The sequence below is a fragment of the Pseudomonas solani genome (assembly GCF_026072635.1).
In the GTDB taxonomy this organism is placed as follows: Bacteria; Pseudomonadota; Gammaproteobacteria; order Pseudomonadales; family Pseudomonadaceae; genus Metapseudomonas; species Metapseudomonas solani.
This window is the reverse complement of sequence record NZ_AP023081.1, coordinates 2,448,650-2,473,855: the sequence shown is the minus strand read 5'-3', so window position 1 is coordinate 2,473,855 and position 25,206 is coordinate 2,448,650. Positions and strand designations below refer to the sequence as shown.

27 protein-coding genes and 2 pseudogenes are annotated in these 25,206 nt (G+C 66.6%); 15 read left to right on the top strand and 14 right to left on the bottom strand.

Annotated elements, in window-relative coordinates:
• Positions 1-16: 16 nt before the first annotated feature.
• From PSm6_RS11145 to PSm6_RS11130, 4 genes are all read right to left on the bottom strand, one after another.
• Entirely contained in the window at positions 17-787 is a 771-nt protein-coding gene (locus tag PSm6_RS11145; protein WP_021218978.1) for a uroporphyrinogen-III synthase, read from the bottom strand.
• Positions 784-1,722 carry a hydroxymethylbilane synthase gene (hemC, locus tag PSm6_RS11140; protein WP_021218977.1) on the bottom strand — a complete coding sequence of 313 codons (939 nt, stop codon included), beginning with the start codon at positions 1,720-1,722 and terminating at the stop codon, positions 784-786. The genes PSm6_RS11145 and hemC overlap by 4 nt, the downstream gene beginning before the upstream one ends.
• Before the next feature lie 97 nt (positions 1,723-1,819).
• Positions 1,820-2,566 (bottom strand): LytR/AlgR family response regulator transcription factor, encoded by a 747-nt coding sequence (locus PSm6_RS11135; protein WP_021218976.1) that lies wholly within the window; start codon positions 2,564-2,566, stop codon positions 1,820-1,822.
• Positions 2,563-3,645, bottom strand: coding sequence for a sensor histidine kinase (locus PSm6_RS11130; RefSeq protein WP_021218975.1), 1,083 nt, complete (start codon positions 3,643-3,645; stop codon positions 2,563-2,565). The genes PSm6_RS11135 and PSm6_RS11130 overlap by 4 nt, the downstream gene beginning before the upstream one ends.
• Positions 3,646-3,871: 226 nt before the next feature.
• Here PSm6_RS11130 and argH point away from each other — a divergent pair, with 226 nt between their 5' ends.
• Both argH and PSm6_RS11120 read left to right on the top strand, forming a co-directional pair.
• Positions 3,872-5,266: an argininosuccinate lyase gene (gene argH, locus PSm6_RS11125; RefSeq protein WP_021218974.1), complete on the top strand. Its 1,395-nt coding sequence runs from the start codon at positions 3,872-3,874 to the stop codon at positions 5,264-5,266.
• A gap of 34 nt (positions 5,267-5,300) precedes the next feature.
• Positions 5,301-5,873, top strand: coding sequence for a P-loop NTPase family protein (locus tag PSm6_RS11120; RefSeq protein ID WP_043241121.1), 573 nt, complete (start codon positions 5,301-5,303; stop codon positions 5,871-5,873).
• 9 nt (positions 5,874-5,882) lie between these two features.
• On the opposite strand, the pseudogene PSm6_RS11115 reads toward PSm6_RS11120, so the two are convergent.
• Positions 5,883-6,547 (bottom strand): annotated as a pseudogene (locus tag PSm6_RS11115) (glutathione S-transferase family protein).
• A gap of 135 nt (positions 6,548-6,682) precedes the next feature.
• Here PSm6_RS11115 and PSm6_RS11110 point away from each other — a divergent pair.
• The 4 genes from PSm6_RS11110 (at position 6,683) to PSm6_RS11095 (ending at position 11,081) form a co-directional block, all read left to right on the top strand.
• Positions 6,683-6,955 carry a hypothetical protein gene (locus tag PSm6_RS11110; RefSeq protein WP_043241118.1) on the top strand — a complete coding sequence of 91 codons (273 nt, stop codon included), beginning with the start codon at positions 6,683-6,685 and terminating at the stop codon, positions 6,953-6,955.
• 81 nt (positions 6,956-7,036) lie between these two features.
• Positions 7,037-7,822, top strand: coding sequence for a substrate-binding periplasmic protein (locus tag PSm6_RS11105; RefSeq protein WP_043241115.1), 786 nt, complete (start codon positions 7,037-7,039; stop codon positions 7,820-7,822).
• A gap of 72 nt (positions 7,823-7,894) precedes the next feature.
• Positions 7,895-8,146 carry a TIGR02647 family protein gene (locus PSm6_RS11100; protein ID WP_021218969.1) on the top strand — a complete coding sequence of 84 codons (252 nt, stop codon included), beginning with the start codon at positions 7,895-7,897 and terminating at the stop codon, positions 8,144-8,146.
• Between the two features lie 88 nt (positions 8,147-8,234).
• The gene (locus PSm6_RS11095) at positions 8,235-11,081 is read left to right on the top strand and encodes a class I adenylate cyclase (RefSeq protein ID WP_265170220.1); all 2,847 of its coding nucleotides are present in this window, start codon (positions 8,235-8,237) and stop codon (positions 11,079-11,081) included.
• A gap of 28 nt (positions 11,082-11,109) precedes the next feature.
• Here PSm6_RS11095 and rnk read toward each other — a convergent pair whose 3' ends face one another.
• The 4 genes from rnk to PSm6_RS11075 form a co-directional block, all read right to left on the bottom strand.
• Positions 11,110-11,517, bottom strand: coding sequence for a nucleoside diphosphate kinase regulator (gene rnk / locus PSm6_RS11090; RefSeq protein WP_021218967.1), 408 nt, complete (start codon positions 11,515-11,517; stop codon positions 11,110-11,112).
• Positions 11,518-11,660: 143 nt separating this feature from the next.
• On the bottom strand, positions 11,661-11,864 hold the full coding sequence (locus PSm6_RS11085) for a DUF1289 domain-containing protein (RefSeq protein WP_081672172.1): 204 nt from the start codon (positions 11,862-11,864) through the stop codon (positions 11,661-11,663).
• A complete protein-coding gene (gene cyaY / locus PSm6_RS11080; protein ID WP_021218966.1) occupies positions 11,845-12,177 on the bottom strand; it encodes an iron donor protein CyaY in 333 nt (110 codons plus the stop codon). Before cyaY ends, PSm6_RS11085 begins: the two co-directional genes overlap by 20 nt.
• A gap of 10 nt (positions 12,178-12,187) precedes the next feature.
• Positions 12,188-13,231: an AraC family transcriptional regulator gene (locus tag PSm6_RS11075; RefSeq protein ID WP_265170219.1), complete on the bottom strand. Its 1,044-nt coding sequence runs from the start codon at positions 13,229-13,231 to the stop codon at positions 12,188-12,190.
• Between the two features lie 151 nt (positions 13,232-13,382).
• Here PSm6_RS11075 and lptM point away from each other — a divergent pair, with 151 nt between their 5' ends.
• From lptM to PSm6_RS11045, 6 genes are read left to right on the top strand one after another with little or no spacing between them, the layout of a single operon-like run.
• A complete protein-coding gene (gene lptM / locus PSm6_RS11070) occupies positions 13,383-13,511 on the top strand; it encodes an LPS translocon maturation chaperone LptM (RefSeq protein ID WP_021218964.1) in 129 nt (42 codons plus the stop codon).
• Positions 13,512-13,521: 10 nt separating this feature from the next.
• Positions 13,522-14,769: a diaminopimelate decarboxylase gene (lysA, locus tag PSm6_RS11065; protein WP_043241109.1), complete on the top strand. Its 1,248-nt coding sequence runs from the start codon at positions 13,522-13,524 to the stop codon at positions 14,767-14,769.
• A gap of 4 nt (positions 14,770-14,773) precedes the next feature.
• Complete coding sequence (gene dapF / locus PSm6_RS11060) at positions 14,774-15,604, top strand: diaminopimelate epimerase (RefSeq protein ID WP_021218962.1); 831 nt, start codon at positions 14,774-14,776, stop codon at positions 15,602-15,604.
• Between the two features lie 13 nt (positions 15,605-15,617).
• Entirely contained in the window at positions 15,618-16,319 is a 702-nt protein-coding gene (locus tag PSm6_RS11055) for a DUF484 family protein (protein WP_021218961.1), read from the top strand.
• A gap of 34 nt (positions 16,320-16,353) precedes the next feature.
• Positions 16,354-17,253 carry a tyrosine recombinase XerC gene (gene xerC, locus PSm6_RS11050; RefSeq protein WP_265170218.1) on the top strand — a complete coding sequence of 300 codons (900 nt, stop codon included), beginning with the start codon at positions 16,354-16,356 and terminating at the stop codon, positions 17,251-17,253.
• A complete protein-coding gene (locus tag PSm6_RS11045; protein ID WP_265170217.1) occupies positions 17,250-17,954 on the top strand; it encodes an HAD family hydrolase in 705 nt (234 codons plus the stop codon). The genes xerC and PSm6_RS11045 overlap by 4 nt, the downstream gene beginning before the upstream one ends.
• 59 nt (positions 17,955-18,013) lie before the next feature.
• On the opposite strand, the gene sutA is transcribed toward PSm6_RS11045, so the two are convergent.
• From sutA to glnK, 4 genes are all read right to left on the bottom strand, one after another.
• Positions 18,014-18,343 (bottom strand): dormancy-specific transcriptional regulator SutA, encoded by a 330-nt coding sequence (gene sutA / locus PSm6_RS11040; protein ID WP_043241102.1) that lies wholly within the window; start codon positions 18,341-18,343, stop codon positions 18,014-18,016.
• Between the two features lie 76 nt (positions 18,344-18,419).
• A complete protein-coding gene (locus PSm6_RS11035; RefSeq protein WP_043241100.1) occupies positions 18,420-18,845 on the bottom strand; it encodes a secondary thiamine-phosphate synthase enzyme YjbQ in 426 nt (141 codons plus the stop codon).
• A gap of 206 nt (positions 18,846-19,051) precedes the next feature.
• Positions 19,052-20,371 carry an ammonium transporter gene (locus tag PSm6_RS11030; RefSeq protein ID WP_043241097.1) on the bottom strand — a complete coding sequence of 440 codons (1,320 nt, stop codon included), beginning with the start codon at positions 20,369-20,371 and terminating at the stop codon, positions 19,052-19,054.
• Positions 20,372-20,405: 34 nt separating this feature from the next.
• On the bottom strand, positions 20,406-20,744 hold the full coding sequence (gene glnK / locus PSm6_RS11025; RefSeq protein WP_003457590.1) for a P-II family nitrogen regulator: 339 nt from the start codon (positions 20,742-20,744) through the stop codon (positions 20,406-20,408).
• A 410-nt stretch (positions 20,745-21,154) separates the two neighbouring features.
• Between glnK and PSm6_RS11020 the strand changes: the two genes are divergently transcribed.
• The 3 genes and pseudogenes from PSm6_RS11020 to PSm6_RS11010 all read left to right on the top strand — a co-directional run bounded on the left by PSm6_RS11020 (position 21,155) and on the right by PSm6_RS11010 (position 23,849).
• The gene (locus PSm6_RS11020; RefSeq protein WP_021218955.1) at positions 21,155-21,418 is read left to right on the top strand and encodes an accessory factor UbiK family protein; all 264 of its coding nucleotides are present in this window, start codon (positions 21,155-21,157) and stop codon (positions 21,416-21,418) included.
• Between the two features lie 34 nt (positions 21,419-21,452).
• Positions 21,453-22,948 (top strand): annotated as a pseudogene (locus PSm6_RS11015) (YifB family Mg chelatase-like AAA ATPase).
• A gap of 94 nt (positions 22,949-23,042) precedes the next feature.
• Positions 23,043-23,849, top strand: coding sequence for a TlpA disulfide reductase family protein (locus PSm6_RS11010; RefSeq protein WP_265170215.1), 807 nt, complete (start codon positions 23,043-23,045; stop codon positions 23,847-23,849).
• Positions 23,850-24,228: 379 nt separating this feature from the next.
• Here PSm6_RS11010 and PSm6_RS11005 read toward each other — a convergent pair whose 3' ends face one another.
• Positions 24,229-25,167: a DMT family transporter gene (locus PSm6_RS11005; RefSeq protein ID WP_081672170.1), complete on the bottom strand. Its 939-nt coding sequence runs from the start codon at positions 25,165-25,167 to the stop codon at positions 24,229-24,231.
• Positions 25,168-25,206: the final 39 nt, after the last annotated feature.

Here is a 25,206-nt window from a genome sequence, read left to right as displayed (position 1 = left end):
GTATCCATCCTTTGCATCAGGGGGCCGGGGCCGGATGATTTTCCAGCGCCGCCAGCAAAGCCGAGGCGCTGGCGCCCCGGCAGTCCACAACGATTTGCGCGCCCGCATCGCGGGCCAGTTCGGCCACGCGCGGACTCGGTACGAACAAGGGTAGACGGGCCAGGGCGGGCCAATCATCACCGGCCAATGTGTTCAGGTGCTCGAAACCCTGCCCACTGCTGACCACCAGCCCGTTCAGGCGTTCCGCTTGAATCACCCGCTGCAGGCTGCGCGGCGGGTAGTCGGGCAGGCGGCGGCGGTAGAGTTCCAGATAGTCCACTGCAACGCCTTGGCCGCGCAAACGCTCGGCGAGGAATTCTCGGCCACCCTCGCCACGCATGATCAGCACGCGCTTGCGCGGCGAGGCCAGTGCCTCGGCGAACGCCGGCAGCGCCAGCAGGGCCTCGCTGTCATCGCTGCCTTCCGGCCAGTGGGTGTCGAGGCCGGCCGCTACCAGCAGCTCGCCGGTGGCGGCGCCGACGCTGAACCAGCGCACGGCGGCAGACGGCTGCGGCCAATGCTGGGCGAGACGTTCCAGGCCGAGGCGGGCAGCGGGCTTGCTGACCACGATGACCGCAGCGTAGCGGTCGAGGCCGAGGAGGGTGGTGCGCTGTTCGGGGGTTTCAGCCAGCGGCTGGATGTCCAGCAGCGGCAGGCTGGCGCTGTGCACGCCGCACTGGGCGAGGGTCTCGCCCAATGCCGCGCTGTCGTCGGCGGGGCGCGTCAGCAGCAGGCGCCAGCCGGTCACGGATGACCGGCCTCACCATAGACAGCCTGGAGGATGGCTTCGGCGCCCTGGCCGAGCAGGTCCTCGGCGACGCGCACACCGAGGCTTTCGGCATCGCTGGCCAGCGCACGGGACTCGGCGCGCAGCAGGGTGCCGCCGTCGGGCTGGCCGACCAGGCCGCGCAGCCACAGCTGGTCGTCCTCGAGGATCGCGTAGCAGGCGATGGGCACCTGGCAGCCGCCATTGAGGCGCTTGTTCAGGGCGCGCTCGGCGGTGACGCGCAGGGCGGTATCGCGGTGGTGCAGCGGCGCCAGCAGGGCATGGATCTCGGTGTCGGCGGTGCGGCACTCGATGCCCACCGCGCCCTGGCCACCGGCCGGCAGGCTGTCGTCGACGCTGATGGAGGAGCGGATGCGGTCCTGGAAGCCGAGGCGGATCAGGCCGGCGGCAGCGAGGATAATGGCGTCGTATTCGCCGGCATCGAGCTTGGCCAGGCGGGTGTTCACGTTGCCCCGCAGGAACTGGATCTTCAGGTCCGGACGACGCGCCAGCAGCTGGGCCTGGCGACGCAGGCTGGAGGTGCCGACCACGGCACCGGCGGGCAGCGCGTCAAGGCTGTCGAAGGTGTTGGAGACGAAGGCGTCGCGCGGGTCTTCGCGCTCACAGATGCAGAACAGGCCAAGGCCATCGGGGAAGTCCATGGGCACGTCCTTCATGGAGTGCACGGCGATATCGGCCTCGTCCTCCAGCAGGGCGGTTTCCAGTTCCTTGACGAACAGGCCCTTGCCGCCGATTTTCGCCAGGGGCGCGTCGAGCAGCTTGTCGCCGCGGCTGACCATGGGCACCAGGCTGACCTTGAGCCCGGGATGGGCCTTCTCCAGGCTGGCTTTGACGAACTCGGCCTGCCACAGGGCCAGGGCACTCTTGCGGGTGGCGATGCGAATCTCGCGGGACATGGATGATGACTTCCGGAAGCAGGACTGCCCGGAATGATAACAGGCAAGACAGCCGCCGGCGCGCGGGTGGAAAACCCGGCGCCTGCGGCTATCCGTCCTAGAGGTTGTGCATCAGCTTGCGCACGCCGGCGACATGGCGGCGGCTCACCGTCAGGGCATCGCCGTTGAGGCCCTTGAGGAACAGCTGGAAGTGCCCCAGCGGGGTGCGCTGCAGACGCTCGATACGCTCGCGAGCGACCAGGGCGTTGCGGTGGATGCGCACGAAGCGGTCGCCGAATTCGTCTTCCAGCGCCTTCAGGGGTTCATCCAGCAACACCTCGCCGTGCTCGTGACGCAGGGTCACGTACTTGTGGTCGGCGATGAAGTAGATCACCTGGTCCAGGGGGATCAGCTCGATGCCCTTGCGGGTCCGCGCGCTGATGTGGGAGCGGGGCCCGGTGCCGCTTTCGGCAGCGGGACGGGTCAGCGCCGCCAGTTGCACCCGGTTCGGGCGCTCGGCCTTCTTCAGGGCTTCGGCCAGGGACTCCGGCCGCACCGGCTTGACCAGGTAACCCACGGCGCTGACCTGGAAGGCATCCAGGGCGAATTCGTCATGGGCGGTGCAGAAGATCACCGCAGGCGGTGCCTCCTTTTCACAGAGCCGCGCGGCCACCTGCAGGCCATCGAGCCCTGGCATGCGGATGTCGAGCAGCACGACATCCGGTTTCAGGCTGTCGATCAGGGTCAGAGCCTCTTCGCCGTTGGTGGCGGCGGGCTCCAGAACTCGGTATCCGTCGAGGTCGCAGACCAGGCGGCTGAGACGCTCTCGGGCAAGGGGTTCGTCATCGACGATCAGGACATTCATATTGCTCGGGCTTCCTGCGTGAGTCTCGCACAAGGATAGCGTAGACAGGTGAAGTGGCGACCGTCACGGCGCTCCACGCTGAGACTGGCTCTGGAGCCGAAAAGTGCCGTAAGTCGAGCATCGATATTCGTCAGTGCCTGATGGGTTCCGCGTGAAGGCTGGGGTTCCGCACCCGCATCGAAGGGGTTGCTCACGCAGAGCAGGAACACACCATCCCTGTACTCCGCTTCCACCCTGACCAGCCCACCCTCTATACGCGGTTGAATGCCATAGATCAGGGCATTCTCCAACAGGGGTTGCAGGGTCAGTTGCGGAATCGGCAAATCATCGGGCACATCATCAACCTGCCAATCCAACTGTAGCCGTTCTCCGAGACGATATTGCTCGATCGACAAATATCGTTTCGACAGCTCCAGCTCCTCGGCCCAGCTGACCAGGGTGCCGGGCTTGGCCAGGCTGGCGCGGAACAGGTCGGAAAGGTCGAGCACCGCCTGCTCGGCCTTGTAGGGGTCGATGACCACCAGGCTGGCGATGCTGTTGAGGCTGTTGAACAGGAAGTGCGGGCGGATGCGCGCCTGCAGCGATTCGATGCGCGCCCGCAGCTCGGCCTGCTGCTGCCTGCGCCATTGACTCTGCAGGAAGAAGTAGCGCAGCAGCAGCGCCGACATGATCAGGCTGATCAGTCCGTGACGCAGGTAAAGGTTGACCTCGCCGGCGCGCGGTAATGGGCCGCCCAGGTCGAAGTAGTCGGCCACGGCGGTGCAGGACAGGGTCAGCCCGACCACGATCAGGCAGCAGATGATCCCGGCCAGCGCCGCGCGGATGCGGGCCAGCAAGGGCCGCAGCTGGCACAGCAGCGCGGCGGAAAGCAGCACGATCCATTGCACGAAAAGCGAGGTCAGCGCCAGGCGCACCCAGTCGAAATTCGGCAGCATGGGCTCGGCCAGCACCAGCACCATCACCAGCAGCTCGGCGAGCAGCACGAGGCCCAGCAGCGCCTCGGGCAGGCACAGCTCCGGCAGGAAGAAATCATCGATGGACGCGGCGGCGCGCGCCTTGTTGCGATTGTCTGGAGGCATCCGGCCAGTTTCCGTAAGCGCCCGTCAGGCGGCAAGCCAGAGCGCTCCGGCCGGGCGAAATAAAGCACTGAAATGCTGTTGGCGATGAAAAACTGTGAAGCAGGCGACAATCGCCGACCGGCAGGTCAGTCGGACGGGACACGCCGGTTTTACGAGCAACGCTGTTATTATCGCCGGTAATTTTTCGGCCATCGGCCTTCTTTCACCGCCAACACCGAGCCCACTCATGAGCACCGACAAGACCAACCAGTCCTGGGGTGGCCGCTTCAGCGAGCCCGTCGACGCCTTCGTCGCCCGCTTCACCGCCTCCGTCGACTTCGACAAGCGCCTGTATCGCCACGACATCATGGGCTCCATCGCCCACGCCACCATGCTGGCCGAAGCCGGGGTGCTGACCGGCGATGAGCGCGACGCCATCGAGAAGGGCCTGAAGGAAATCCAGGCCGAGATCGAGGCCGGCACCTTCGACTGGCGCGTCGACCTGGAAGACGTGCACATGAACATCGAGGCACGCCTGACCGACCGCATCGGCATCACCGGCAAGAAGCTGCACACCGGCCGCTCGCGCAACGACCAGGTGGCCACCGACATCCGCCTCTGGCTGCGCGACGAGATCGACATCATCCTCGGCGAGATCACCCGCCTGCAGCAGGGCCTGCTGGAGCAGGCCGAGCGCGAAGCGGACACCATCATGCCCGGCTTCACCCACCTGCAGACCGCGCAACCGGTGACCTTCGGCCACCACCTGCTGGCCTGGTTCGAAATGCTCAGCCGCGACCACGAGCGCCTGGTGGACTGCCGCAAGCGCGTCAACCGCATGCCCCTGGGCAGCGCTGCCCTGGCCGGCACCACCTACCCGATCCAGCGCGAAGTCACCTGCCGCCTGCTGGGCTTCGACGCCGTCGGCGGCAACTCCCTGGACGGCGTGTCCGACCGCGACTTCGCCATCGAATTCTGCGCCGCCGCCTCCCTGGCGATGATGCACCTGTCGCGCTTCTCCGAAGAGCTCGTGCTCTGGACCAGCGCCCAGTTCCAGTTCATCGACCTGCCCGACCGCTTCTGCACCGGCTCCTCGATCATGCCGCAGAAGAAGAACCCCGACGTGCCCGAGCTGGTGCGTGGCAAGTCCGGTCGCGTGTTCGGCGCGCTGATGGGCCTGCTGACCCTGATGAAGGGCCAGCCGCTGGCCTATAACAAGGACAACCAGGAAGACAAGGAACCGCTGTTCGACGCCGCCGACACCCTGCGCGACTCCCTGCGCGCCTTCGCCGACATGATCCCGGCGATCAAGCCGCGCCATGCGGTGATGCGTGAAGCGGCCCGTCGCGGCTTCTCCACCGCCACCGACCTGGCCGACTACCTGGTGCGCAAGGGCCTGCCCTTCCGTGACTGCCACGAGATCGTCGGCCATGCGGTGAAGTACGGTGTCGAGTCCGGCAAGGACCTGGCCGAGATGAGCCTTGACGAGCTGCGCACATTCAGCGACCAGATCGACGACGACGTCTTCGCCGTACTGACCCTGGAAGGCTCGGTCAACGCCCGCGACCACATCGGCGGTACCGCGCCGAACCAGGTCCGCGCCGCCGTCACCCGTGGCAAGGCACTGCTCGCCGCACGCTGATACAAGGTCGCCCCGGCGACCGGCAGGGATGCCCATGCAGGACCACACCCCCGATAACTGGCCGACGCACGTCGGCCAGCGCATTTCCATCGTCGGTTGCTCGGGCGCCGGCAAGACGCGCCTGGCACAGCGCCTGGCCGCGCGCCTGGGCTGCCCGCACATCGAGCTCGACGCCATCTTCCACCAGCCCGGCTGGCAGCCTCTGCCCCGCGCCGAATTCCGCGAGCGGGTCGAGACGGCCCTGCAGGCGCCGCGCTGGATAGTCGAAGGCGCCTACTCGGCCGTGCGCCCGCTGACGCTTTCCCGGGCCGATACGGTGATCTGGCTCGACCTGCCGCGCCCGGTGGTGATGCGCCAGATCATCACCCGCACCCTGGGCCGCCTGCTGCTGCGCAAGGCGCTCTGGAACGGCAACCGCGAGAGCCTGCGCAACCTGCTGAGCCTGGACCCGGAGCGCTCGATCATTCTCTGGGCCTGGACGCGCCATGCGCTCTACCGCGAGCGCTTCGCCGCCGAGCGGACGGACCCGGCCAACGCCGGCATCCGCTTCATCAGGCTCGGCTCCAGGGCGGAGCTCGACGCCTGGCTGGATCAACTGCCCGGCTGAAACGCAGCCTCAGCCCCGTGCCCGGGCCTTGACCGCCTCGAGGAAGCTCGGCATCTCCCGCGCCTTGTCGGCGGCGATGCGCTGCACGTGCGGCTCGGCGCCCAGCTTGGCCAGCAGCGCGCGGGCGCTCGGCAGCTCGGCCAGCAGGTCGGTGTCGAACAGCTTCTGCGCCACTTCGCCGGCCAGGTCGATGCTGTAGAGGAAGTACAGGTCGGCGATGCTCAGCGCATCCCCTGCCACATAGGGCGCGAAGCGGCCATGACGCGCCAGGGCGGCGACGCCGGCCAGCAGCTCGGCCTTGCCCTTCTCGCGGATCGCCTCCGGCAGCGGCATGCCGAAGAACGCCTGTGGATAACAGCTGCGCGCCGGCAGCTCGATGTACAGCTCGATCTCGCGCACCAGCGCACGGACCACGCCACGCTGGTAGGGGTCGGCCGGCAGCAGCGGGCGCTGGGGGAAGCGTTCTTCCAGGTATTCGAGGATGGCGCCGGTCTCGTTGATGAAGCCCTGCTCGGTCTCCAGCACCGGCACCTTGCCGCGCGGGCTGATGGCGAGGAAGGCCGGCTCCTGGCTGCCGTGGACCAGCACCTCTTCGAAGGAATGCCTTTGGTCAGCAGCGCCAGCTTGACCATGTTGTAGTAGTTGCTGACGGAAAATCCGTGGAGCTTGAGCATCGGGGGCCTCCTGGCCGTGCGGGGTGGGCGTCCGTCGTTATAGACCCGGGTACCCGGCCGGCGCCAGTTGGATCAAGGCAGTGAATGCAGCGGCACGCCGTGGCAAACTGCGGGCCTGCACAACGAGGACCCCCCATGAGCGAGCATGACGACAGCGAAGAAGCCTTCGCCGAGGAAACCCTGATCCAGGCCATCGAGAACCAGCTGGAAGCCGGTAGTCCAGCGGCGGCCCAGGCGACGCTCAACAAGCTGACCCTGGTGGGCTACGAGCGCGAGGAGAGCGTCCAGCTCATGGCACTGGTGCTGGCACGGGCCATCAGCCGGCTGGAGCAGGACCAACCCTTCGACCTGGCCTGGTACGAAGCCGCCCTGAGGGCGCTGCCCGACCTGCCGGACGACGAAGAGTAAACTTGATCCACGCCGGGTTCCGCCGTCACGACAGGCACTAGCATCGCGCCAACCACCCGAGCGCCGTAGAGGCCCAGCCCCATGAGCCCGAGTCCGCTGCGCATCGCTCCACCGCTCCGCCGCCTGCTGTTCGCCCTGGCGCTGTTGCTGCCCGCAGCCAGCTTGGCCGAGACGCTGCAGATCGGCGCCGAGGACGACTGGTACCCCTTCACCGCCTTCCGCGACGGCGCGGTGCGGGGGATGTCGGTGGAGATCGTCCAGGCTGCGTTCGCTGCCGCCGACACGCCGGTGGAGCTGGTCCCCTATCCCTATTCCCGCTGCATGCAGCTGGCCCTCCAGGGCAAGCTGGCCGGCTGCTTCAATACCGCGCCGGACGCCCGCATCGCCGAGGCCTACCGGCTGCCCCGGCACCCGCTGTTCCGCGATGACATCCTGCTCTGGTCCCGCGTCGACAAGGCCACCCCGGTGGACGACCTGCAGCGCCTGGAAGGCGCACGGGTGGCGGTCACCATCGGCTATGAGTACGGCGCGCCCTTCGATGCCCTGCGTGGCCTGGAACGGGTCCCGGTGCGCAAGGACATCAACGGCTTCCTCATGCTCCAGCACGGGCGCGTCGACTATGTGGTGGCCTATCGCGCCACCACCGCCGAGCTGCTGCGTGAACACCCCGAACTCGCAGGCGCCTTCCAGGCCGTGGGCACCGTGCACCGGCCCGAGCTGTTCCTCTCGTTCTCGCGCCAGGCCCCGGGGGCCGACCGCTTGCTGCAGCGCTTCGACCAGGGCATGCAGCGCATCCAGGAAGACGGCCGCTACCAGGCAATCCTTGACCGCTGGCAATACGGCGAGCCGATCTACCCGGCAGACTGAGCCGGGCGGACTACACTGATCCGTCACACCCGCCCGCACGAAGGCGGGCCCACCAGAAGCCCAGGAGTCACCATGTCGTATACCCCCGAGCTGATCGCCGAGTTGGAACTGCTGACCCTGTTCAACCTGGACAACACCCAGGAAGGACTCAAGGTGCACAACACCGCCTCATCCGCGGTCATAGGCGCGGTCACCCGCCTGCACCAGAAAAAACTGATCACCCTGCCCGATGGCGGCTACCTCACCAGCCTGGGGCTGGATGCCGCTGAACACGCCCAAAGCCTGCTCACCATCCTCACCACAGAACCCGTTACCTCAAGCTGAACCGCGTCCGCGCCGATAACCCGGGCACAACCCTGCCCGGCCGCTTCGCCGGCTGGTAGGCTGTGCCCATCCATCCGGCAGAAGCTCCATGACGCGCACCCAGGAAATCCGCCCCGACATCGATGACGGCATCGACCGCAAGGTCCTCGCGCAGTTGCGTGCGCGCTTCCTCAAGGTCAACAGCGGTCGCCTGGAACGCGCCATGCAGGGCCTTTCCACGCGCCAGCAGTTGGTCCTGCGCCTGCTGCCGCTGCTGTTCCACGTCAACCACCCGCTGCTGCCCGGCTACGTCTCGGGGCAGACCCCGGCCGGCCTGGCCAACTACGAGCCGGATGAAAACGAGCTGGCCGAAGTCCAGCGGCTGACTCGCTCCTTTGCCTACAAGGCACGCCGGGGCAACCCGCCGATGCCCATCCACGGCCTGTTCCTCATGGGCAGCCTGGGCACGGTGGCGCAGGCCGAGCAGAGCGACATGGACCTGTGGGTCTGCCATGCACCGGACCTCTCCGCCAGCGAAGTGGCCGAACTGCGGCGCAAGTGCGAGCTGCTGGAGGCCTGGGCGGCGACCCTGGGCACCGAGGCGCACTTCTTCCTCATCGACCCCAAGCGCTTCGTGGTCGGCGACCGCGAGGCGCAGCTCACCTCCGACGATTGCGGCACCACCCAGCACTACTTGTTGCTGGACGAGTTCTATCGCACCGCCATCTGGCTGGCCGGTCGCACGCCCCTGTGGTGGCTGGTGCCGGTCTACGAGGAAGGGCGCTACGCCGAGTACACCGAGAAACTGCTGTCGCGCCGTTTCATCCGCGCCGACGAAGTGCTCGACCTGGGGCACCTGGCGCATATCCCTGTAGGCGAGTTCATCGGTGCGGGCATGTGGCAGCTGTTCAAGGGTATCGAGTCGCCCTACAAGTCGGTGCTCAAGCTGCTGCTCACCGAGGTCTACGCCAGCGAGCATCCCCAGGTGCATTGCCTGTCGCTGCGTTTCAAGCAGGCTGTCTACGCCAATCATCTGGACCTCGATGAACTCGACCCCTACATAGTCGTGTACCGCCGCCTGGAGGAATACCTCACCGCCCGCGGCGACCGCGAGCGCCTGGAGCTGATCCGGCGCTGCCTGTACCTGAAGGTCAACAAGAAGCTCAGCCGACCGCCGCGCAATCGCCGCAAGAGCTGGCAGCGCCTGCTCTTCGAACGGCTGACCCGGGAGTGGCAATGGGATTCGCGCCAACTGGTCATGCTCGACAGCCGCAGCCAGTGGAAGGTGCGCCAAGTGGGCGCCGAGCGCCGCGCGCTGGTCAACGAGCTGACCTACAGCTACCGCTTCCTCTCCGAGTTCGGCCGCAGCCAGCACGCGATCAGCTCCCTCAACAGCCGCGACCTCGGCGTGCTTGGCCGGCGCCTCTACGCCGCCTTCGAGCGCAAGGCCGGCAAGGTGGAGTTCATCAACCCCGGCATCGCCCCGGACCTGGCCGAAGACACCCTGACCCTGGTGCAGCACCCCAGCCCGGAAGCACCGAGCGAGGCCCAGTGGGCGCTGTTCCCCGGCAGCCTGAATGCCCAGGAATGGCGCGACTTCGCGCCGATCAAGCGGGCCCGCGAGCTGATCGAGCTGCTCGCCTGGTGCCACCGCAACGGCGTGATCGACCCCAGTACGCGGCTGTCGCTGAACCCCGGCAGCAGCGACCTGACCGAGTTCGAGCTGTCCAACCTGATCAGCAGCCTGCAACAAAGCATCCCGCTGCCACTGCCGCCGGTGGGCGAAGCGGCGCTGCTGCGCGCCAGCGCCCCAAGCGAAGTGCTGCTGCTGATCAACGTCGGTGTCGACCCGCTCAAGCAGCACAGCCAGATGAACGTGCACATGACCACCGAGCGCACCGACTCCCTCGGCTACTCCGGTGTGCGTGACAACCTGGTGCTGACCATCGACCAGGTCACCCTGAACAGCTGGAACGAGTTGCTGGTGACCCGCTACGACGGCCCCTTCGCGCCGCTGGATTGCCTGCGCGACTTCCTCAACGCCACCCCCGTGGACCAGTTGCCGAACCTGCGCGTGCGCTGCTTCTGCCGCAACCGGGCCCAGGCCATCGCCCAGCGCATCGAGGAACTGTTCCGCGACGCCCTGGCGCACCTGGGCAGCCCGGACACCACCCGCTACCTGTTGCAGGTGCGCCAGCAATACCACGTGCTCGAACTGCTCCCCGGCCAGGTCAGCCACACCGCCCTGGACGACCTGCCGACGCTGCTGGAACACCTGGGCGAAGACCTGCCGGCCTACAGCCCGCTGTTCCTCGACCGCTACGCCCTGGAAGGCGAGGACCTGGCGCTGATCCTGCCGCTGGGCCGGCCGAACTGCATCCAGGTGTTCTTCCGTCAGGAGGGCGACAGCGCCGAGCTGACCCTGCTCGACGAGCACAACGCGCTCTGGCGCCAGCGCCAGCCGTTCCGCGACCAGCAGAGCCTGCTCACGCCGCTGCAACGCTTCCTGCAGTCGGTGCTCTACCGGCGCAACGCGTTGCTGCCGCTGGACAGCCCGACGCCACCCAGCAACCTGGAAATTCTCTATTACGAAGTGTTGCCGTCACCGCCGCAACGTGCCCAGCAGGTAGAACGCCGCGCCGCGCCCCAGGCGCCAGTGAGCCACCCGTTCTACGACGTGCAGGCGATCGTCGAGCCGGCAGACGCCGATCGCGTTCATGTCACGCTCTACTGCAACCATCGGGAATTTTCGGAACTGGAATACGGCGGCGAGCTGTTCGCCTCCGTGGCCCGGCACATCCTCGCCCAGCGCAGCGAGGCCGAACGCTACCCCTGCTACATCACCGACCTGGACCTGTCGCGGGTCCTCGGCGAGGGCCATGCGCAGACGGTGCACTACCTGCGCTACAAGGCCGAGCTGGAGAAACAGCTCAACCAGGCCCTGAACAAGGCCTGACCGCCGGGGAGGCGGTCAGGGTCGTGGATCAGCGGTCGTATTCGCCAGCCGCTTCGGGCTGGTACTCCACTTCCAGCAGTTGCAGCTTGAGGGTCTTGCCACCCGGCGCCGGCCAGTCGATGTGCTGGCCGACGGACAGGCCCAGCAGGGCGCTGCCGATGGGCGCGAGGATGGAGACGGTGCCTTCGCCACCGGCGTCCTTCGGATAGACCAGGGTCAGGTGGTAGTCCTTGCCGCTGGCCTCTTCACGGCAATGCACGCGGGTATTCATGGTCACCACGCCCGGCGGCACTTCGTCATGACCAACCACCTGGGCGCGCGCCAGCTCGCTCTCCAGTGCCTGGGCACCGGGACCGAAATCCTCCAGTTCATCGAGCAGTCGCTCCAGTCGCTGCAGGTCGAGACGGGTGATGATGATTGACGGTTGAGTGCTCATGGCAAATCCGGAACTCCTGAATCCTTGGCTCGAAAAAGCGAAACCCCGCCCGAAGGCGGGGTTTCAGAATTGTGGGCCGGTGCATTCGACACCAGCCCGACCGACACTACGTCAGTGGATGCGCTGTTGGCAAGACCGACCGGTCAGCGCGGCCTGGAACGCACGCGCTGAGCGGCCTGCTCAAGGATCTGCCAGCGGCGATCCGCGCCTGCTTCGTTCCATTCCAGGATCTCACCCAGGGTGCGACCGCATCCGACGCAGACGTCGGCGTCATCCAGGCAGCACCTGCGAATGCAGGGCGAGCCCGGGGAAGGAGGGGCAGGGGGTTCAGAGTTCTTCGAACTCAAGGTCTTCACCCGCCTGTTCGCGGGTTACGCGGCCCAGCAGCTCGCCGAGAGGCTCTTCGCTGGTGTCGCAGATCCACAGGCCGCTGGCCTGGTCGTAGTCGAAATGGAAGCCACCAGATCGGGCCGCCACCCACAGCTGGCGCAAGGGCTCCTGGCGGCTGAGGATGACCTGGGTGCCATTCTCGAAACGGATGGTCAGCACGCCCGCGCTGTTTTCCAGGTCAACGTCCAGATCGCTGCTGTCGAAGATGTCTTCGACGGCTTCCTGGGCGGCATCGACCAGATCATGGAAACGCGCTTCGCTCAAACTCATTGGGGGGTCCTCAGGGAAAGGGTGACAGGTGATGCCGATACTCGCCGGGGCTCTGCCCGGTCCAACGGCGGAACGCGCGGGCCAGCGAACCGGGCTCGCTGAAGCCGACAAGGAAGGCGATATCGGCGAGTTCCAGCGCCGGGTCGCGCAGATAATGCAGCACCAGCTGCTGGCGCGTCTCGTCCACCAACTGGCTGAACGATAGGCCAGCCTCGCGCAATCGACGCTGCAGTGTACGCGGACTCAGCGCCAATGCCTCGGCCAGGCGCTCCAGGTCCGGCCCCTGCTCCGACAGTTGGCCGGCGAGAACCACCCGGGCGCGGTCGAGCACGCTGTTGCCCCGGTTGATCTCGCCTAGCAGCCGGTCGGCGTAGGCATCGAGCATCTGCCGCACCTGCGCATCGGCCTGGCCGAGCGGCGTGGCCAGCAATCGGCGGGGGAACACCAGCGCATTGTCGGCCTGGCCGAACAGCACCGGGCAACGGAAGATCCGCTGGTACTCGCTGAGGTCGGCCGGGGCAGGGTGCTGGAAACGCACCTCGGTGGGCGGGATGTCCAGGCCACTGATCCAGCGGCCGAAGGTCACCCAGCCGGCGAGGGACTCCTCCGCCACCTGCTCGCGCTGCTGGGGCAGCAAGGGCTCCCAGCTGTGCACGACGAGCGGTTCATGGCCGGGCCGCTCTGGCTCGTCGGCCAGGTCGACCCGCCCCAGGTTGCCCACCAGCGCCGCATAGCGGGCCTGCCGGTGCAAGGCATCGGCGAGGGTCGCGCAGCTCATCAGCAGGTAACCGAGCACACCGTAATAACCGGGCCGCACCGCTTCGCCCAGGTGCAGGCCGAGGCGCGTGTCACCGGTCAGGCGGATGCCCTGGGCGAGCAGCTCCAGGTAGGCGCTGGCGGCGATGCGCTGGTCGCGCTGGCCGAGGATGGCGGGCGTCAGCTGGACGTGCGCCAGCAGCTCGGCGGGCTCGATTCCCTGGCGCGCCAGGTGGTCGACCAGGCCTTGCAGGTAGGCCACCGAAACCGAGCTGGCCATGGGCGTGGATGGTTCCATCGGACCTCCGTTTTTGGGCGCCAATCCTAGGCTTCGGAAGGCTCGATTGGCTAGCCGAAAGCCACGTCCGGCGGCTTTTCCAGCGCATAGGCAAGGCGCCGGGCGGTCGGTATACTCCCGGGCAATTCACGTTTTCTTCAAGGATTTCGCCATGAAGCGACTGCTCACCCCTCTCGTCGCGCTCGTCGCCGTCGCCTGCCTGCTCGCCGGTTGCGGCCAGAAGGGCCCGCTGTACCTGCCGGACGAATCCAAGCCGTCTTCCGCCGAACATTCGCACTAAGGGGGCGCTGATGGACGCCTTCACTTACCGCGATGGTGAGCTCTTCGCGGAGGGCGTGGCATTGTCCGCCATCGCCGCGCGCTTCGGCACACCCACCTATGTCTACTCGCGCAGCCACATCGAAGCCCAGTACCGCTCCTACGCCGATGCCCTGGCAGGCGTACCGCACCTGGTCTGCTACGCGGTCAAGGCCAACTCCAACCTCGGCGTGCTGAACCTGCTGGCCCGCCTGGGCTCGGGCTTCGACATCGTCTCCAGCGGCGAGCTGGAGCGTGTGCTCGCCGCCGGCGGCGCGGCCGACCGCATCGTCTTCTCCGGCGTCGGCAAGAGCCGTGACGACATGCGTCGCGCCCTGGAAGTCGGCGTGCACTGCTTCAACGTCGAGTCCACCGAGGAACTCGAGCGCCTGCAGGTCGTCGCCGCCGAAATGGACATGAAGGCACCGGTCTCGCTGCGGGTGAACCCCGACGTCGACGCCGGCACCCACCCGTACATTTCCACCGGCCTCAAGGAAAACAAGTTCGGCATCGCCATCGCCGCTGCCGAAGCCGTGTACCTGCACGCCGCCTCGCTGCCGAACCTGGAAGTGGTCGGCGTCGACTGCCACATCGGCTCCCAGCTGACCACCCTGGCGCCCTTCCTCGATGCCCTCGACCGCCTGCTGGCGCTGATCGACCGCCTCGCCGAACAGGGCGTGCACATCCGCCACCTGGACCTCGGTGGCGGCCTCGGCGTGCGCTACAAGGATGAAGAGCCGCCGCTGGCCGGCGACTACATCAAGGCCGTGCGCGAGCGCATCGGCGCGCGCAAGCTGGCGCTGGTCTTCGAGCCGGGCCGCTACATCGTCGCCAACGCCGGCGTGCTGCTGACCCAGGTCGAGTACCTCAAGCACACCGAGCACAAGGACTTCGCGATCATCGACGCGGCCATGAACGACCTGATCCGCCCGGCCCTGTACCAGGCGTGGATGGACGTGGTGCCGGTGGAGCCCCGCGAAGGTGAGAAGCGCCGTTACGACCTGGTCGGCCCCATTTGCGAAACCGGCGACTTCCTCGCCAAGGACCGCGACCTGGCCCTGGCCGAAGGTGATCTGCTGGCGGTGCGTTCCGCCGGTGCCTACGGCTTCGTCATGAGCTCCAACTACAACACCCGCGGCCGCGCCGCCGAGGTGCTGGTGGATGGCGAGCGGGCATACGAGGTCCGCCGTCGCGAGACCGTCGAGGAACTCTACGCCGGCGAAAGCCTGCTACCGGAGTAAACCCATGCTGCTGCGTTTCACCAAGATGCACGGCCTGGGCAACGACTTCATGGTCCTCGACCTGGTCAGCCAGCACGCGCACATCCAGCCCAAGCACGCCAAGCAATGGGGCGATCGCAACACCGGCATCGGCTTCGACCAGTTGCTGATAGTGGAGGCGCCGACCAACCCGGACGTCGACTTCCGCTACCGCATCTTCAACTCCGACGGCTCCGAGGTCGAACAGTGCGGCAACGGCGCGCGCTGCTTCGCCCGCTTCGTGCTGGACAAGCGCCTGACGGTGAAGAAGCAGATCCGCGTCGAGACCAAGAGCGGCATCATCGAGCTGGACGTCCGCGCCGACGGCCAGGTCCGCGTCGACATGGGCCCGCCACGCCTGGCGCCCCAGCAGATTCCCTTCGTCGCCGAAGGCGAGGCGCTGAACTACAGCGTCGAGGTCGAAGGCCGCCCGATCGAACTGGCCGCCCTGTCCATGGGCAACCCCCATGCGGTGCTGCGCGTCGAGGACATCGACAAGGCGCCGGTCCACGAGCTGGGCCCGAAGATCGAACACCACTCGCGCTTCCCGCAACGGGTCAACGTCGGCTTCCTCCAGGTGATCGACCGCAACCAGGCGCGCCTGCGCGTGTGGGAGCGTGGCGCCGGGGAAACCCAGGCCTGCGGTACCGGTGCCTGCGCCGCCGCCGTGGCCGCCATCCGCCAGGGCTGGATGGACTCTCCCGTGCAACTGGAGCTGCCGGGTGGCAAGCTGTCCATCGAATGGGCCGGCCCCGACCAGTCCGTGATGATGACCGGACCCGCCGTGCGCGTGTATGAAGGGCAGGTCCGCCTATGAGCGAGCAGCGAGCATGAGTGACAAGCACCAGGAACCGCCTCAGCACCTCGACTCCGAAACGGTCGCCGCCTACCTGCGGCACCACCCGGAGTTCTTCGTCGACCACGAAGAGCTGATTCCCGAACTGCGCATCCCGCACCAGCCGGGCGAAGCCGTGTCCCTGGTGGAACGCCAGGTCAAGCTGCTGCGCGAGCGCAACATCGAGATGCGCCATCGGCTGTCGCAGCTGATGGACGTGGCCCGGGACAACGACCGGTTGTTCGACAAGACCCGTCGCCTGGTGCTCGACCTGCTCGACGCCGGCACCCTGGAAGAAGTGGTCAGCGCGGTGGAAGACAGCCTGCGCCACGAGTTCCAGGTGCCCTTCGTCAGCCTCATCCTGTTCAGCGACAGCACCCTCCCGGTCGGCCGCAGCGTCACCAGCGTGGAGGCCCAGCAAGCCATCGGCGGCCTGCTGGTGGCCGGCAAGACCATCTGCGGGGTGCTCCGCGCCCACGAGCTGGAATTCCTCTTTGGCAAGGACGAAGGCCCCAAGGTCGGCTCCGCCGCCGTGGTGTCCCTCAACCACCAGGGCCAGCATGGCGTCCTCGCCATCGGCAGCCACGACCCGCAGCACTACAAGAGCTCGCTGGGCACCCTGTTCCTCGGCTACATCGCCGAAGTCCTGGCCCGCGTGCTGCCCCTCTTCGCCTCCCCGCTGCGCTCCGTGAGGTAGGCGGCGGGCGACGCACAGCGGCAGGAGTAGACGGATGAACGCCGATCTGGACCGCTACATCGAACACCTGCGCAGCGAACGCCAGGTCTCGCCCCACACCCTCGACGGCTACCGCCGTGACCTGGGCAAGGTCGTCGCCCTGTGCGAGACCTTCGCCATCGCCGACTGGCCCGCCCTCGACCCGCGCAGCCTGCGCAGCATGGTCGCCCGCCTGCACCAGCAGGGGCAGTCAAGCCGCAGCCTGGCGCGCCTGCTCTCGGCGGTACGCGGGCTCTACCGCTACCTGGTGCGTGAAGGCGTCTGCCGCCACGACCCGGCCAGCGGCCTTAGCGCCCCCAAAGGCGAGCGCCGCCTGCCCAAGACCCTGGATGCCGACCGCGCCCAGCAACTGCTGGATGGCGCCGTGGAAGATGACTTCATCGCCCGCCGCGACCAGGCCATCCTGGAACTCTTCTATTCCTCAGGGCTGCGCCTGTCGGAGCTGGTGGGGCTAAACCTAGACGGCCTGGACCTGAGCGACGGCAGCGTGCGCGTGCACGGCAAGGGCAACAAGGTGCGCGAACTGCCGGTGGGCCGCATGGCGCGGCAGGCACTGGAGCAATGGCTGCCACTGCGCGCCCTGGCCAACCCACAGGACGGCGCGGTATTCGTCGGCCGCACCGGCCGCCGCCTGGGGCCTCGCGCCATCCAGCTGCGGGTGCGGGCCGCCGGGGTCCGCGAACTGGGCCAGCACCTGCACCCGCACATGCTGCGCCACTCCTTCGCCAGCCACATGCTGGAATCCTCCCAGGACCTGCGCGCGGTGCAGGAGCTGCTCGGCCACGCCGACATCTCCACCACGCAGATCTACACCCACCTGGATTTCCAGCACCTGGCAGCGGTCTACGACAAGGCCCACCCACGGGCCAAGCGCAACAAGGCGAACGACGAATGAGCATCCAGCTGATCACCTTCGACCTCGACGACACCCTCTGGGACGTCGCCACCGTGATGCACGGCGCCGAAGCGGCCCTGCGTGAGTGGCTGGCCCTGCAGGCGCCGAAGCTCGGGCCGGTGCCCATCGAGCACCTGTGGGCTATCCGCGCGCGCCTGCTGGCGGCCGAGCCGGCACTCAAGCACCGCCTCAGTGAGCTGCGCCAGCGCATCCTGTTCCATGCCCTGGAAGAGGCCGGCTACCCCCGGGACGAAGCGGGCACCCTGGCCACCCGGGGCTTCGACGTCTTCCTCGACGCACGTCACCGCATCGACCTGTTCCCCGAGGTGCACCCGACCCTGGAGATACTCGCCAACCGCTATCGCCTGGCGGTGATCACCAACGGCAACGCCGACGTGCGCCGCCTGGGCCTGGCCGACTACTTCCAGTTCGCCCTGTGCGCCGAGGAGCTGGGCATCGGCAAACCCGACCCGCACCCGTTCGAGGAGGCGCTGAAACGCGCAGGCGTCGCAGCCGCGCAGGCGGTGCACATTGGCGACCACCCCAGCGACGACATCCACGGCGCCCGTAACGCCGGCATGCGCGCCATCTGGTTCAACCCCCAGGGCAAGGCCTGGGATGGCGAAAGCGCGCCGGATGCGGAGATCCGCAACCTGGCCGAGCTGCCGGCCCTGCTCGGCCGCTGGAACAACCCGGGCTGAGCGTTCGCCAGCCATGAAAAAGCCCGCTGATAGCGGGCTTTTTCATGTGACGGCAAGCCTTAGATGGGGCGGCTGCCGTACTTGCTGTCCGGCTTCTTGGGCGGGTCGGCAACCACATTGGGCTCGACTTCCTGCACCTTGCCACCGCGCGCCAGGAAATCTTCCATGGCCCGCGCGAGCGCATCGCGCTCCTTCTGCTTGGCTTCGATGCTGGGCAGTTCTTCGACTTCTACCGCCGCCTTCTTGCCCTTGCTCTTGCCGCCGGACGCTGGGGATTCGCTGTCACTCTCGCTATCGCCGTCATCGCTGTCTTCGGCCGCCGCAAGCTCCTCGCCCTCATCCTCGTCGGATGCCTCGAGCTCGTCTTGTTCCAGATCTTCGTCGCTCATGTTCTACCTCTTGTCTTGCCAAAGCAGGTTAGTTATAGCCCAGCCGCGCCAGCGTGCTAACGCCACTGGAAAAAAATCAGATCGCCTCGCCGTTGAGCGTGGCGACGACCCGGCGCACGCCGCCATGATCGCGGTGTTCGCCCAGGTAAATCCCCTGCCAGGTTCCCAGCGCGAGCCGCCCTTCCTGTATCGGCAGCATCAGCTGGCAGCCCAGCAGGCTCGACTTGAAATGCGCCGGAAGGTCATCCGGGCCTTCATAGTCATGTTCGTAGCCACCCTCGCCCTGGGGCACGAGGCGATTGAAGAATCGCTCGAAATCGCGCCTCACCGAGGGGTCGGCATTTTCATTGACGGTCAGTGATGCCGATGTGTGCTGCAACCACAGGTGCAACAGACCGACGCGACAGCGTCGCAGTTCCGGCAAATTCGCCAGCAGCTCATCGGTCACCAGATGAAAGCCGCGTGGCCGTGCGCGCAGGCTGATCAGGGTCTGCTGCCACATGCACGTCTCCCGCTTCGAACTCGTCGGCGCGCATTCTAGCGCGGCTCCAGAAAAAGCAAAGGGCGCCTTGCGGGCGCCCTTTGCGGCTCGTGTTGCATCTTCTGCAGACGCCTTGCGGCGACAGCGACCTCGAGCGAGCCAGAGCCCCAGGTACGACGGCCCATGGCCGCCTCGACAGGGCCCGGCGCGGAGCCGGGCCATGGCGCTTACAGGTTGTAGCCGCGCTCGTTGTGCTGAGCCAGGTCGAGGCCTACGGTCTCTTCCTCTTCGCTGACGCGCAGGCCCATCACCAGGTCCAGTACCTTGAGGATCACGAAGGTGACGATGGCGGTGTAGACCACGGTGAAGGCGACGCCCTTGAACTGGATGAACACCTGGCTGGCGATGTCTTCGACGGCGCCGAAGCCACCCAGGGCCGGGGCCGCGAACACGCCGGTCAGCAGGGCACCGATGATGCCGCCGATGCCGTGTACGCCGAAGGCGTCCAGGGAGTCGTCGTAGCCCAGCTTGCGCTTCAGGCTGGTGGCGCTGAAGAAGCACAGGACGCCAGCGGCCAGGCCGATGATCAGGGCGCCCATCGGGCCGACGGTGCCGGCAGCCGGGGTGATGGCGACCAGGCCGGCGACCACGCCGGAAGCGATGCCCAGGGCGCTCGGCTTACCGTGGGTCAGCCACTCGGCGAACATCCAGCCCAGGGCAGCGGCGGCCGTGGCGATCTGGGTGACCAGCATGGCCATGCCGGCGGTACCGTTGGCGGCAACGGCGGAGCCGGCGTTGAAGCCGAACCAGCCGATCCACAGCATGGCGGCGCCGACCAGGGTGTAGCCCAGGTTGTGCGGGGCCATCGGAGTGGTCGGGTAGCCCTTGCGCTTGCCCAGTACCAGGCAGGCCACCAGGCCGGCGACACCGGCGTTGATGTGCACCACGGTACCGCCAGCGAAGTCCAGTACGCCCCAGTCCCACATCAGGCCACCGTTGCCGCTCCACACCATGTGGGCGATCGGTGCATAGACGAGGGTGAACCAGATGGCCATGAAGATCAGCATCGCGGAGAACTTCATGCGCTCGGCGAAGGCACCGACGATCAGGGCCGGGGTGATGATGGCGAAGGTCATCTGGAAGGTGATGAACACGCTTTCAGGGAAGGCGGAGGTCAGGCTGTCGACGGTCAGACCGGACAGGAAGGCCTTGCCGAAGCCACCGACGAAGGAGTTGAAGTTGACGACGCCCTGCTCCATCCCGGTGGTGTCGAAGGCCAGGCTGTAGCCGAAGACGACCCAGAGGATGCTGATCAGGCCGGTGATGGCGAAGCACTGCATCATCACCGAGAGGATGTTCTTGGAACGCACCATGCCGCCGTAGAACAGCGCCAGGCCGGGAATGGTCATGAACAGCACCAGCGCGGTAGCGGTCAGCATCCACGCGGTATCACCGCTGTTCAGCACGACCTCGTCAGCGGCCATGGCGAGGCCGGGGGTAACGAGGGACAAAAGGGCTCCTAGCCCTGCGGCTTTACGCAGAGTCATGTTGTTTTCTCCTGGGGCGTTGGGGTTCGGAGGCTTAGATCGCGTCTGTGCCGGTTTCGCCGGTACGGATGCGGATGGCCTGTTCCAGATTGACGACGAAGATCTTGCCGTCACCGATCTTGCCGGTGTTGGCTGCCTTGGTGATGGCCTCGATCACGCGATCCAGTTGATCGTCGGCGATGGCGACATCGATCTTCACCTTGGGCAGGAAATCGACCACGTATTCCGCGCCACGGTACAGCTCGGTATGACCCTTCTGCCGACCGAAGCCTTTGACTTCAGTAACGGTGATGCCCTGCACGCCGATCTCGGACAGCGACTCGCGCACGTCATCGAGTTTGAACGGCTTGATGATGGCAGTGACTAGCTTCATGAAACTCTCTCCCGTATTTGGTGGACTTGCCCCAGGAAAAACGAACCCGGCTCAAGTCTAAGCGCAGTGTCTGGCTTTGTAACGCGTCGAACCGCCCTGGCTCGGCCACTTCGAACGCAGACCAACCGCTTCCGGCGAAACACTCCCCCGCCTCGCCCGACACACCGGTACTGCATCGGTGCATGCGTCGTATGGCCTAAAGCAGAAAGCTTGCCAGCTCCACCAAAAGCGCAGTTTTTCAAGCAGATACTGGCCGTATGCCCCCTCGGCGCCGGAAGATGCCCCGGCATCGCGCACCAAGATGGCGCACCCGGCGAACAGCCATTGCTCAAAAATTGTGCGCCGCCCATCGGGATCGGCCATTCACCCCGCGTGGTAGACTGCCCGCCGCCTGACTATGGAAGCCCATCATGCTGCCACCCAAAGCTCTGCTAGACGCCCTCGGTGCCCACGCCTCCCGCTTGTTCAGCGGCGATACCCCGCTGCCCCGCGCCGAATTCGAAACCCAGTTCAAAGCCCTGCTGCAGAGCGCCTTCAGCAAGCTCGACCTGGTAAGCCGCGAGGAATTCGACAGCCAGATGGCCGTCCTCGCCCGTACCCGCGCCCGCCTCGAGGCCCTGGAAGCCAAGGTCGCCGAGCTGGAAGCCACGCCCACCCCTCCGCCGAACGAGTGACCCGGCGGGCGGGTGACGCGATCAAGGAGCGATCATGTCCCTGGCCCTCGTTCACAGCCGCGCCCAGGTAGGCGTCGAAGCGCCTGCCGTAACCGTGGAAGCGCACCTCACCAACGGCCTGCCGTCCCTGGCCCTGGTCGGCCTGCCGGAAGCGGCGGTCAAGGAAAGCAAGGACCGCGTGCGCAGCGCCATCCTCACCGCGGCTTCGAGTTCCCGCTGCGGCGCATCACCCTGAACCTGGCGCCGGCCGACCTGCCCAAGGACGGCGGGCGTTTCGACCTGGCCGTGGCCCTCGGCATCCTCGCCGCCAGCGGCCAGGTGCCGGTCGCCAGCCTGGCCGAGGTGGAATGCCTCGGTGAGCTGGCCCTCTCCGGCGCGCTGCGCCCGGTCCAGGGCGTCCTCCCCGCTGCCCTTGCCGCCCGCGCGGCAGGGCGCACCCTGGTGGTGCCGAAGGACAATGCCGAAGAAGCCAGCCTCGCCAGCGGCCTGCGGGTGATCGCCGTCGGCCACCTGCTGGAACTGGCCGCGCACCTCACCGGGCAAACGCCCCTCGAACCCTATGCCTCCGCCGGCCTGCCGAACCGCGCCGACGCCTACCCGGACCTCGCCGAAGTACAGGGCCAGGTGGCCGCCAAGCGCGCCTTGCTGGTGGCCGCCGCCGGTGCCCACAATCTGCTGCTCTCCGGGCCGCCCGGCACCGGCAAGACGCTGCTCGCCAGCCGCCTGCCCGGCCTGCTGCCGCCCTTGCAGGAGCAGGAGGCACTGGAAGTCGCCGCCATCCACTCGGTGGCCAGCAACACCCCACTGGACAGTTGGCCGCACCGCCCCTTCCGCCAGCCGCACCACAGCGCCTCCGGGCCCGCCCTGGTGGGCGGCGGCAGCAAGCCCCGCCCCGGAGAAATCACCCTGGCCCACCAGGGCGTGCTGTTTCTCGACGAGTTGCCGGAGTTCGACAGAAAGGTTCTCGAGGTCCTGCGCGAGCCCCTGGAAAGCGGCGAGATCGTCATCGCCCGGGCCAACGACCGGGTGCGCTTCCCGGCGCGTTTCCAGCTGGTCGCCGCCATGAACCCCTGCCCCTGCGGCTACCTGGGCGACATCACCAACCCATGCCGTTGCACCCCGGAGCAGATCCAGCGCTACCGCGCCAAGCTCTCCGGCCCGCTGCTCGACCGCATCGACCTGCACCTCACCGTCGCCCGCGAAGCCACCTCGCTGGACGACCCCAAGCCCGGCGGCCAGGACAGTGCCAGCGCGGCGAAAACCGTGGCCCTGGCCCGCCAGCGCCAGCTCGATCGCCAGGGCTGCGCCAACGCGTTTCTCGACCTCCAGGGCCTGCGTCGCCACTGCCCGCTGGTGGTGGAGGACCGTCGCTGGCTGGAAAACGCCTGCGAACGCCTCGGCCTGTCGTTGCGCGCCGCACACCGCATCATCAAGGTCGCCCGCACCCTCGCCGACCTCGATGGCACCCCGGCCATTGCCCGCCAGCACCTGGCCGAGGCGCTGCAGTACCGCCCGGCCACCGAGCCCTGAGCCCCGTAAAGCAGGGAAACACTTGCGCCGCCGGGCCACGCCAGGGCCGATGGCATACTGCGGCCCCACCCGCCAAGCCACCTGGTCCACCTCAATGAACAGCCTGCAAATCGGCCCTGTCGCCCTTTCCGCCTCCCAGGCGCTTTTCTACCTGGGCTTCTTCGCCGCACTCGGTTGTGGCTGGTGGCTGGGGCGCAAACGAGGCGCCAATCCCGAAGGCGCACTATTCGCCATGCTGGTCGCCGGGGGGCTGGCGGCGCGTCTCGCCTTCGTCGCTTTCTATTTCGCCGAGTACCGTGCCGAACCCTGGCGCATGCTGGATATCCGCGACGGCGGCTTCCTCCTGCTGCCCGGCCTGGCGCTGGCGGCACTGGTGGGCATTCTCCATGCCCGTCGCCACCCAGCCGTGCGCCGCCCCTTGGGTATCGCCCTGCTGGTGGGCGCCACGCTCTGGGGCGGGGGCAGCGCACTGCTGGGGGCACTGGAACGTGGCCGGCTGCTGCCGGAGGTGGCACTGAGCGACCTCGACGGCAAGCCTGTGGATATCCGCGAACTGGACGGCCGGCCGCTGGTGATCAACCTCTGGGCCACCTGGTGCCCGCCGTGCCGCCGCGAGATGCCGGCCCTGCAAGCGGCCCAGCAGGCCCGGCCCGACCTGCGCTTCGTGCTGATCAACCAGGGCGAGAACGCCGAGCACGTGAAACGCTTCCTGCAGGAGCAGGGCCTGGAGGTGCAGGACGTGCTGATCGACGGCGGCAACCGCTTCGGCGCGCTGACCGGCTCCTACGGCCTGCCGACCACACTGTTCTACGACGGCCAGGGGCGGATGCTGAAGAGCCACATGGGCGAACTGTCCCGGGCCAGCCTCAACCGTGAGCTGGAGAGCCTGACCACCGAGTGAGCGCCCTGGCAGAACGCGACCCAAAGAAAAGGCGCCCATCGGGGCGCCTTTTTCATTGCGGCGGAACGGCCGGACTCAGCGGAAGCGCCCCACTTCCTGGCACAGTTCCTCGGCCAGGCGGTCCAGCTCCTGGGCGGTCGGCAGAGGGCACGGCAACGCTGAAGAAATCTTACGCACCGTCATTCCAGAAGCGGCCATGGTCGGGCTCGCGGGCAAACCCGCCCAAATTGTCGTCAATGGACTCGGGGAGGTTTCGTTCATCAACGCCAGGGAGCAGACCTTGCCGATGCAGAAGCTCCAAAGGATGACTACCGAAGCTAAAGCCCAACTAGAAGCTTCTAAACCCTGGCCGGAGGTAAACGCCAGCGTCAGGAACAGCTCACTCGGACACCTCGCTCGCACTTTCTGAGTGACCTCGCGAGGAATCTGGCCTCGTCTTAGCGCCGAATAAAATTGACGCCAGAACCAGCCCCATGCCGATCAGGTGACCTGTCGACATCAACTCCCCCAGTACTAGCAAGCCGATCAATGCTGCACTGACGGGCATAACCCCAGTGAACAGGCCTGCTACGTTGGCTGGCACCTCTGAGATACCTCTGTACCACAGAAGAAAGGAGAGCACGCTAGCAGTAATGGAGTACAGCAAAATCCAACACCATAGCTCTACACTAGGCGTGCTCCAGTCAAAAGCAATTGCTTGGGGAATAGCGAGAGGAAGAAAAAGCAGTGCACCTATGAGGTTAACTCCAAACGCCATAGCCCACGGGTGAACAGATAACGAAAGCCGACGAGAGAAAACCGCAAATAGCGCCTCAGCAAGAACCGCACAAAGTACCAGCACATTACCCAGCATGCTGCTCTTTTCAGAAGAGCTTGCGTCGTGCACGTTTAGCAACGCGATGCCCAGCACAGCAAGCGCGATAGCAGTTGCACCCCGGCCATCTACTCTTTCACGAAGCCATAGCCATGCTAAAAGTGCTATGACTGACGGAAGTGCGCTCGTGATGATGCCGGCACTTGTCGCCGAAGTGTAGATCACGCCATAGAGCATAAAGAGGCTAAAAAGAAAGCAGCCAAAGAAAGACTGCATAAAAAGCCCACCCCAGCTAGACGAATTAAGCCCATGTCGAAATGAGGGCCTGATCATACCAGGGGCAAGAATGAGAGTTGCAATTAGAAAGCGCAACGCAGCGAAGAGAAAAACCGGCAGTTCTGCTACAACTATCTTACCAATACCGATATTACTACCGACCATACACATTGAGAGAGCAAGGCAGAAATAGGCGATTATTGGTGTCTTGTAGTTTTTTTGCGGCATAACCCCACCATGCATCTATGTGCTTGCTTGTACAAGGAG

Bases quoted from the DNA above. Each gene is read 5' to 3' on its own strand.
- PSm6_RS11030 (WP_043241097.1), bottom strand. From the start codon at position 20,371: ATGACTCTGCGTAAAGCCGCAGGGCTAGGAGCCCTTTTGTCCCTCGTT.
- argH (WP_021218974.1), top strand. From the start codon at position 3,872: ATGAGCACCGACAAGACCAACCAGTCCTGGGGTGGCCGCTTCAGCGAG.
- PSm6_RS11130 (WP_021218975.1), bottom strand. From the start codon at position 3,645: ATGCCTCCAGACAATCGCAACAAGGCGCGCGCCGCCGCGTCCATCGAT.
- PSm6_RS11095 (WP_265170220.1), top strand. From the start codon at position 8,235: ATGACGCGCACCCAGGAAATCCGCCCCGACATCGATGACGGCATCGAC.
- PSm6_RS11055 (WP_021218961.1), top strand. From the start codon at position 15,618: ATGAGTGACAAGCACCAGGAACCGCCTCAGCACCTCGACTCCGAAACG.
- lptM (WP_021218964.1), top strand. From the start codon at position 13,383: ATGAAGCGACTGCTCACCCCTCTCGTCGCGCTCGTCGCCGTCGCCTGC.
- PSm6_RS11010 (WP_265170215.1), top strand. From the start codon at position 23,043: ATGAACAGCCTGCAAATCGGCCCTGTCGCCCTTTCCGCCTCCCAGGCG.
- sutA (WP_043241102.1), bottom strand. From the start codon at position 18,343: ATGAGCGACGAAGATCTGGAACAAGACGAGCTCGAGGCATCCGACGAG.
- xerC (WP_265170218.1), top strand. From the start codon at position 16,354: ATGAACGCCGATCTGGACCGCTACATCGAACACCTGCGCAGCGAACGC.
- PSm6_RS11105 (WP_043241115.1), top strand. From the start codon at position 7,037: ATGAGCCCGAGTCCGCTGCGCATCGCTCCACCGCTCCGCCGCCTGCTG.
- PSm6_RS11135 (WP_021218976.1), bottom strand. From the start codon at position 2,566: ATGAATGTCCTGATCGTCGATGACGAACCCCTTGCCCGAGAGCGTCTC.
- PSm6_RS11075 (WP_265170219.1), bottom strand. From the start codon at position 13,231: ATGGAACCATCCACGCCCATGGCCAGCTCGGTTTCGGTGGCCTACCTG.
- PSm6_RS11120 (WP_043241121.1), top strand. From the start codon at position 5,301: ATGCAGGACCACACCCCCGATAACTGGCCGACGCACGTCGGCCAGCGC.
- dapF (WP_021218962.1), top strand. From the start codon at position 14,774: ATGCTGCTGCGTTTCACCAAGATGCACGGCCTGGGCAACGACTTCATG.
- glnK (WP_003457590.1), bottom strand. From the start codon at position 20,744: ATGAAGCTAGTCACTGCCATCATCAAGCCGTTCAAACTCGATGACGTG.
- PSm6_RS11005 (WP_081672170.1), bottom strand. From the start codon at position 25,167: ATGCCGCAAAAAAACTACAAGACACCAATAATCGCCTATTTCTGCCTT.
- PSm6_RS11100 (WP_021218969.1), top strand. From the start codon at position 7,895: ATGTCGTATACCCCCGAGCTGATCGCCGAGTTGGAACTGCTGACCCTG.
- PSm6_RS11045 (WP_265170217.1), top strand. From the start codon at position 17,250: ATGAGCATCCAGCTGATCACCTTCGACCTCGACGACACCCTCTGGGAC.
- lysA (WP_043241109.1), top strand. From the start codon at position 13,522: ATGGACGCCTTCACTTACCGCGATGGTGAGCTCTTCGCGGAGGGCGTG.
- hemC (WP_021218977.1), bottom strand. From the start codon at position 1,722: ATGTCCCGCGAGATTCGCATCGCCACCCGCAAGAGTGCCCTGGCCCTG.
- PSm6_RS11035 (WP_043241100.1), bottom strand. From the start codon at position 18,845: ATGTGGCAGCAGACCCTGATCAGCCTGCGCGCACGGCCACGCGGCTTT.
- cyaY (WP_021218966.1), bottom strand. From the start codon at position 12,177: ATGAGTTTGAGCGAAGCGCGTTTCCATGATCTGGTCGATGCCGCCCAG.
- rnk (WP_021218967.1), bottom strand. From the start codon at position 11,517: ATGAGCACTCAACCGTCAATCATCATCACCCGTCTCGACCTGCAGCGA.
- PSm6_RS11110 (WP_043241118.1), top strand. From the start codon at position 6,683: ATGAGCGAGCATGACGACAGCGAAGAAGCCTTCGCCGAGGAAACCCTG.
- PSm6_RS11020 (WP_021218955.1), top strand. From the start codon at position 21,155: ATGCTGCCACCCAAAGCTCTGCTAGACGCCCTCGGTGCCCACGCCTCC.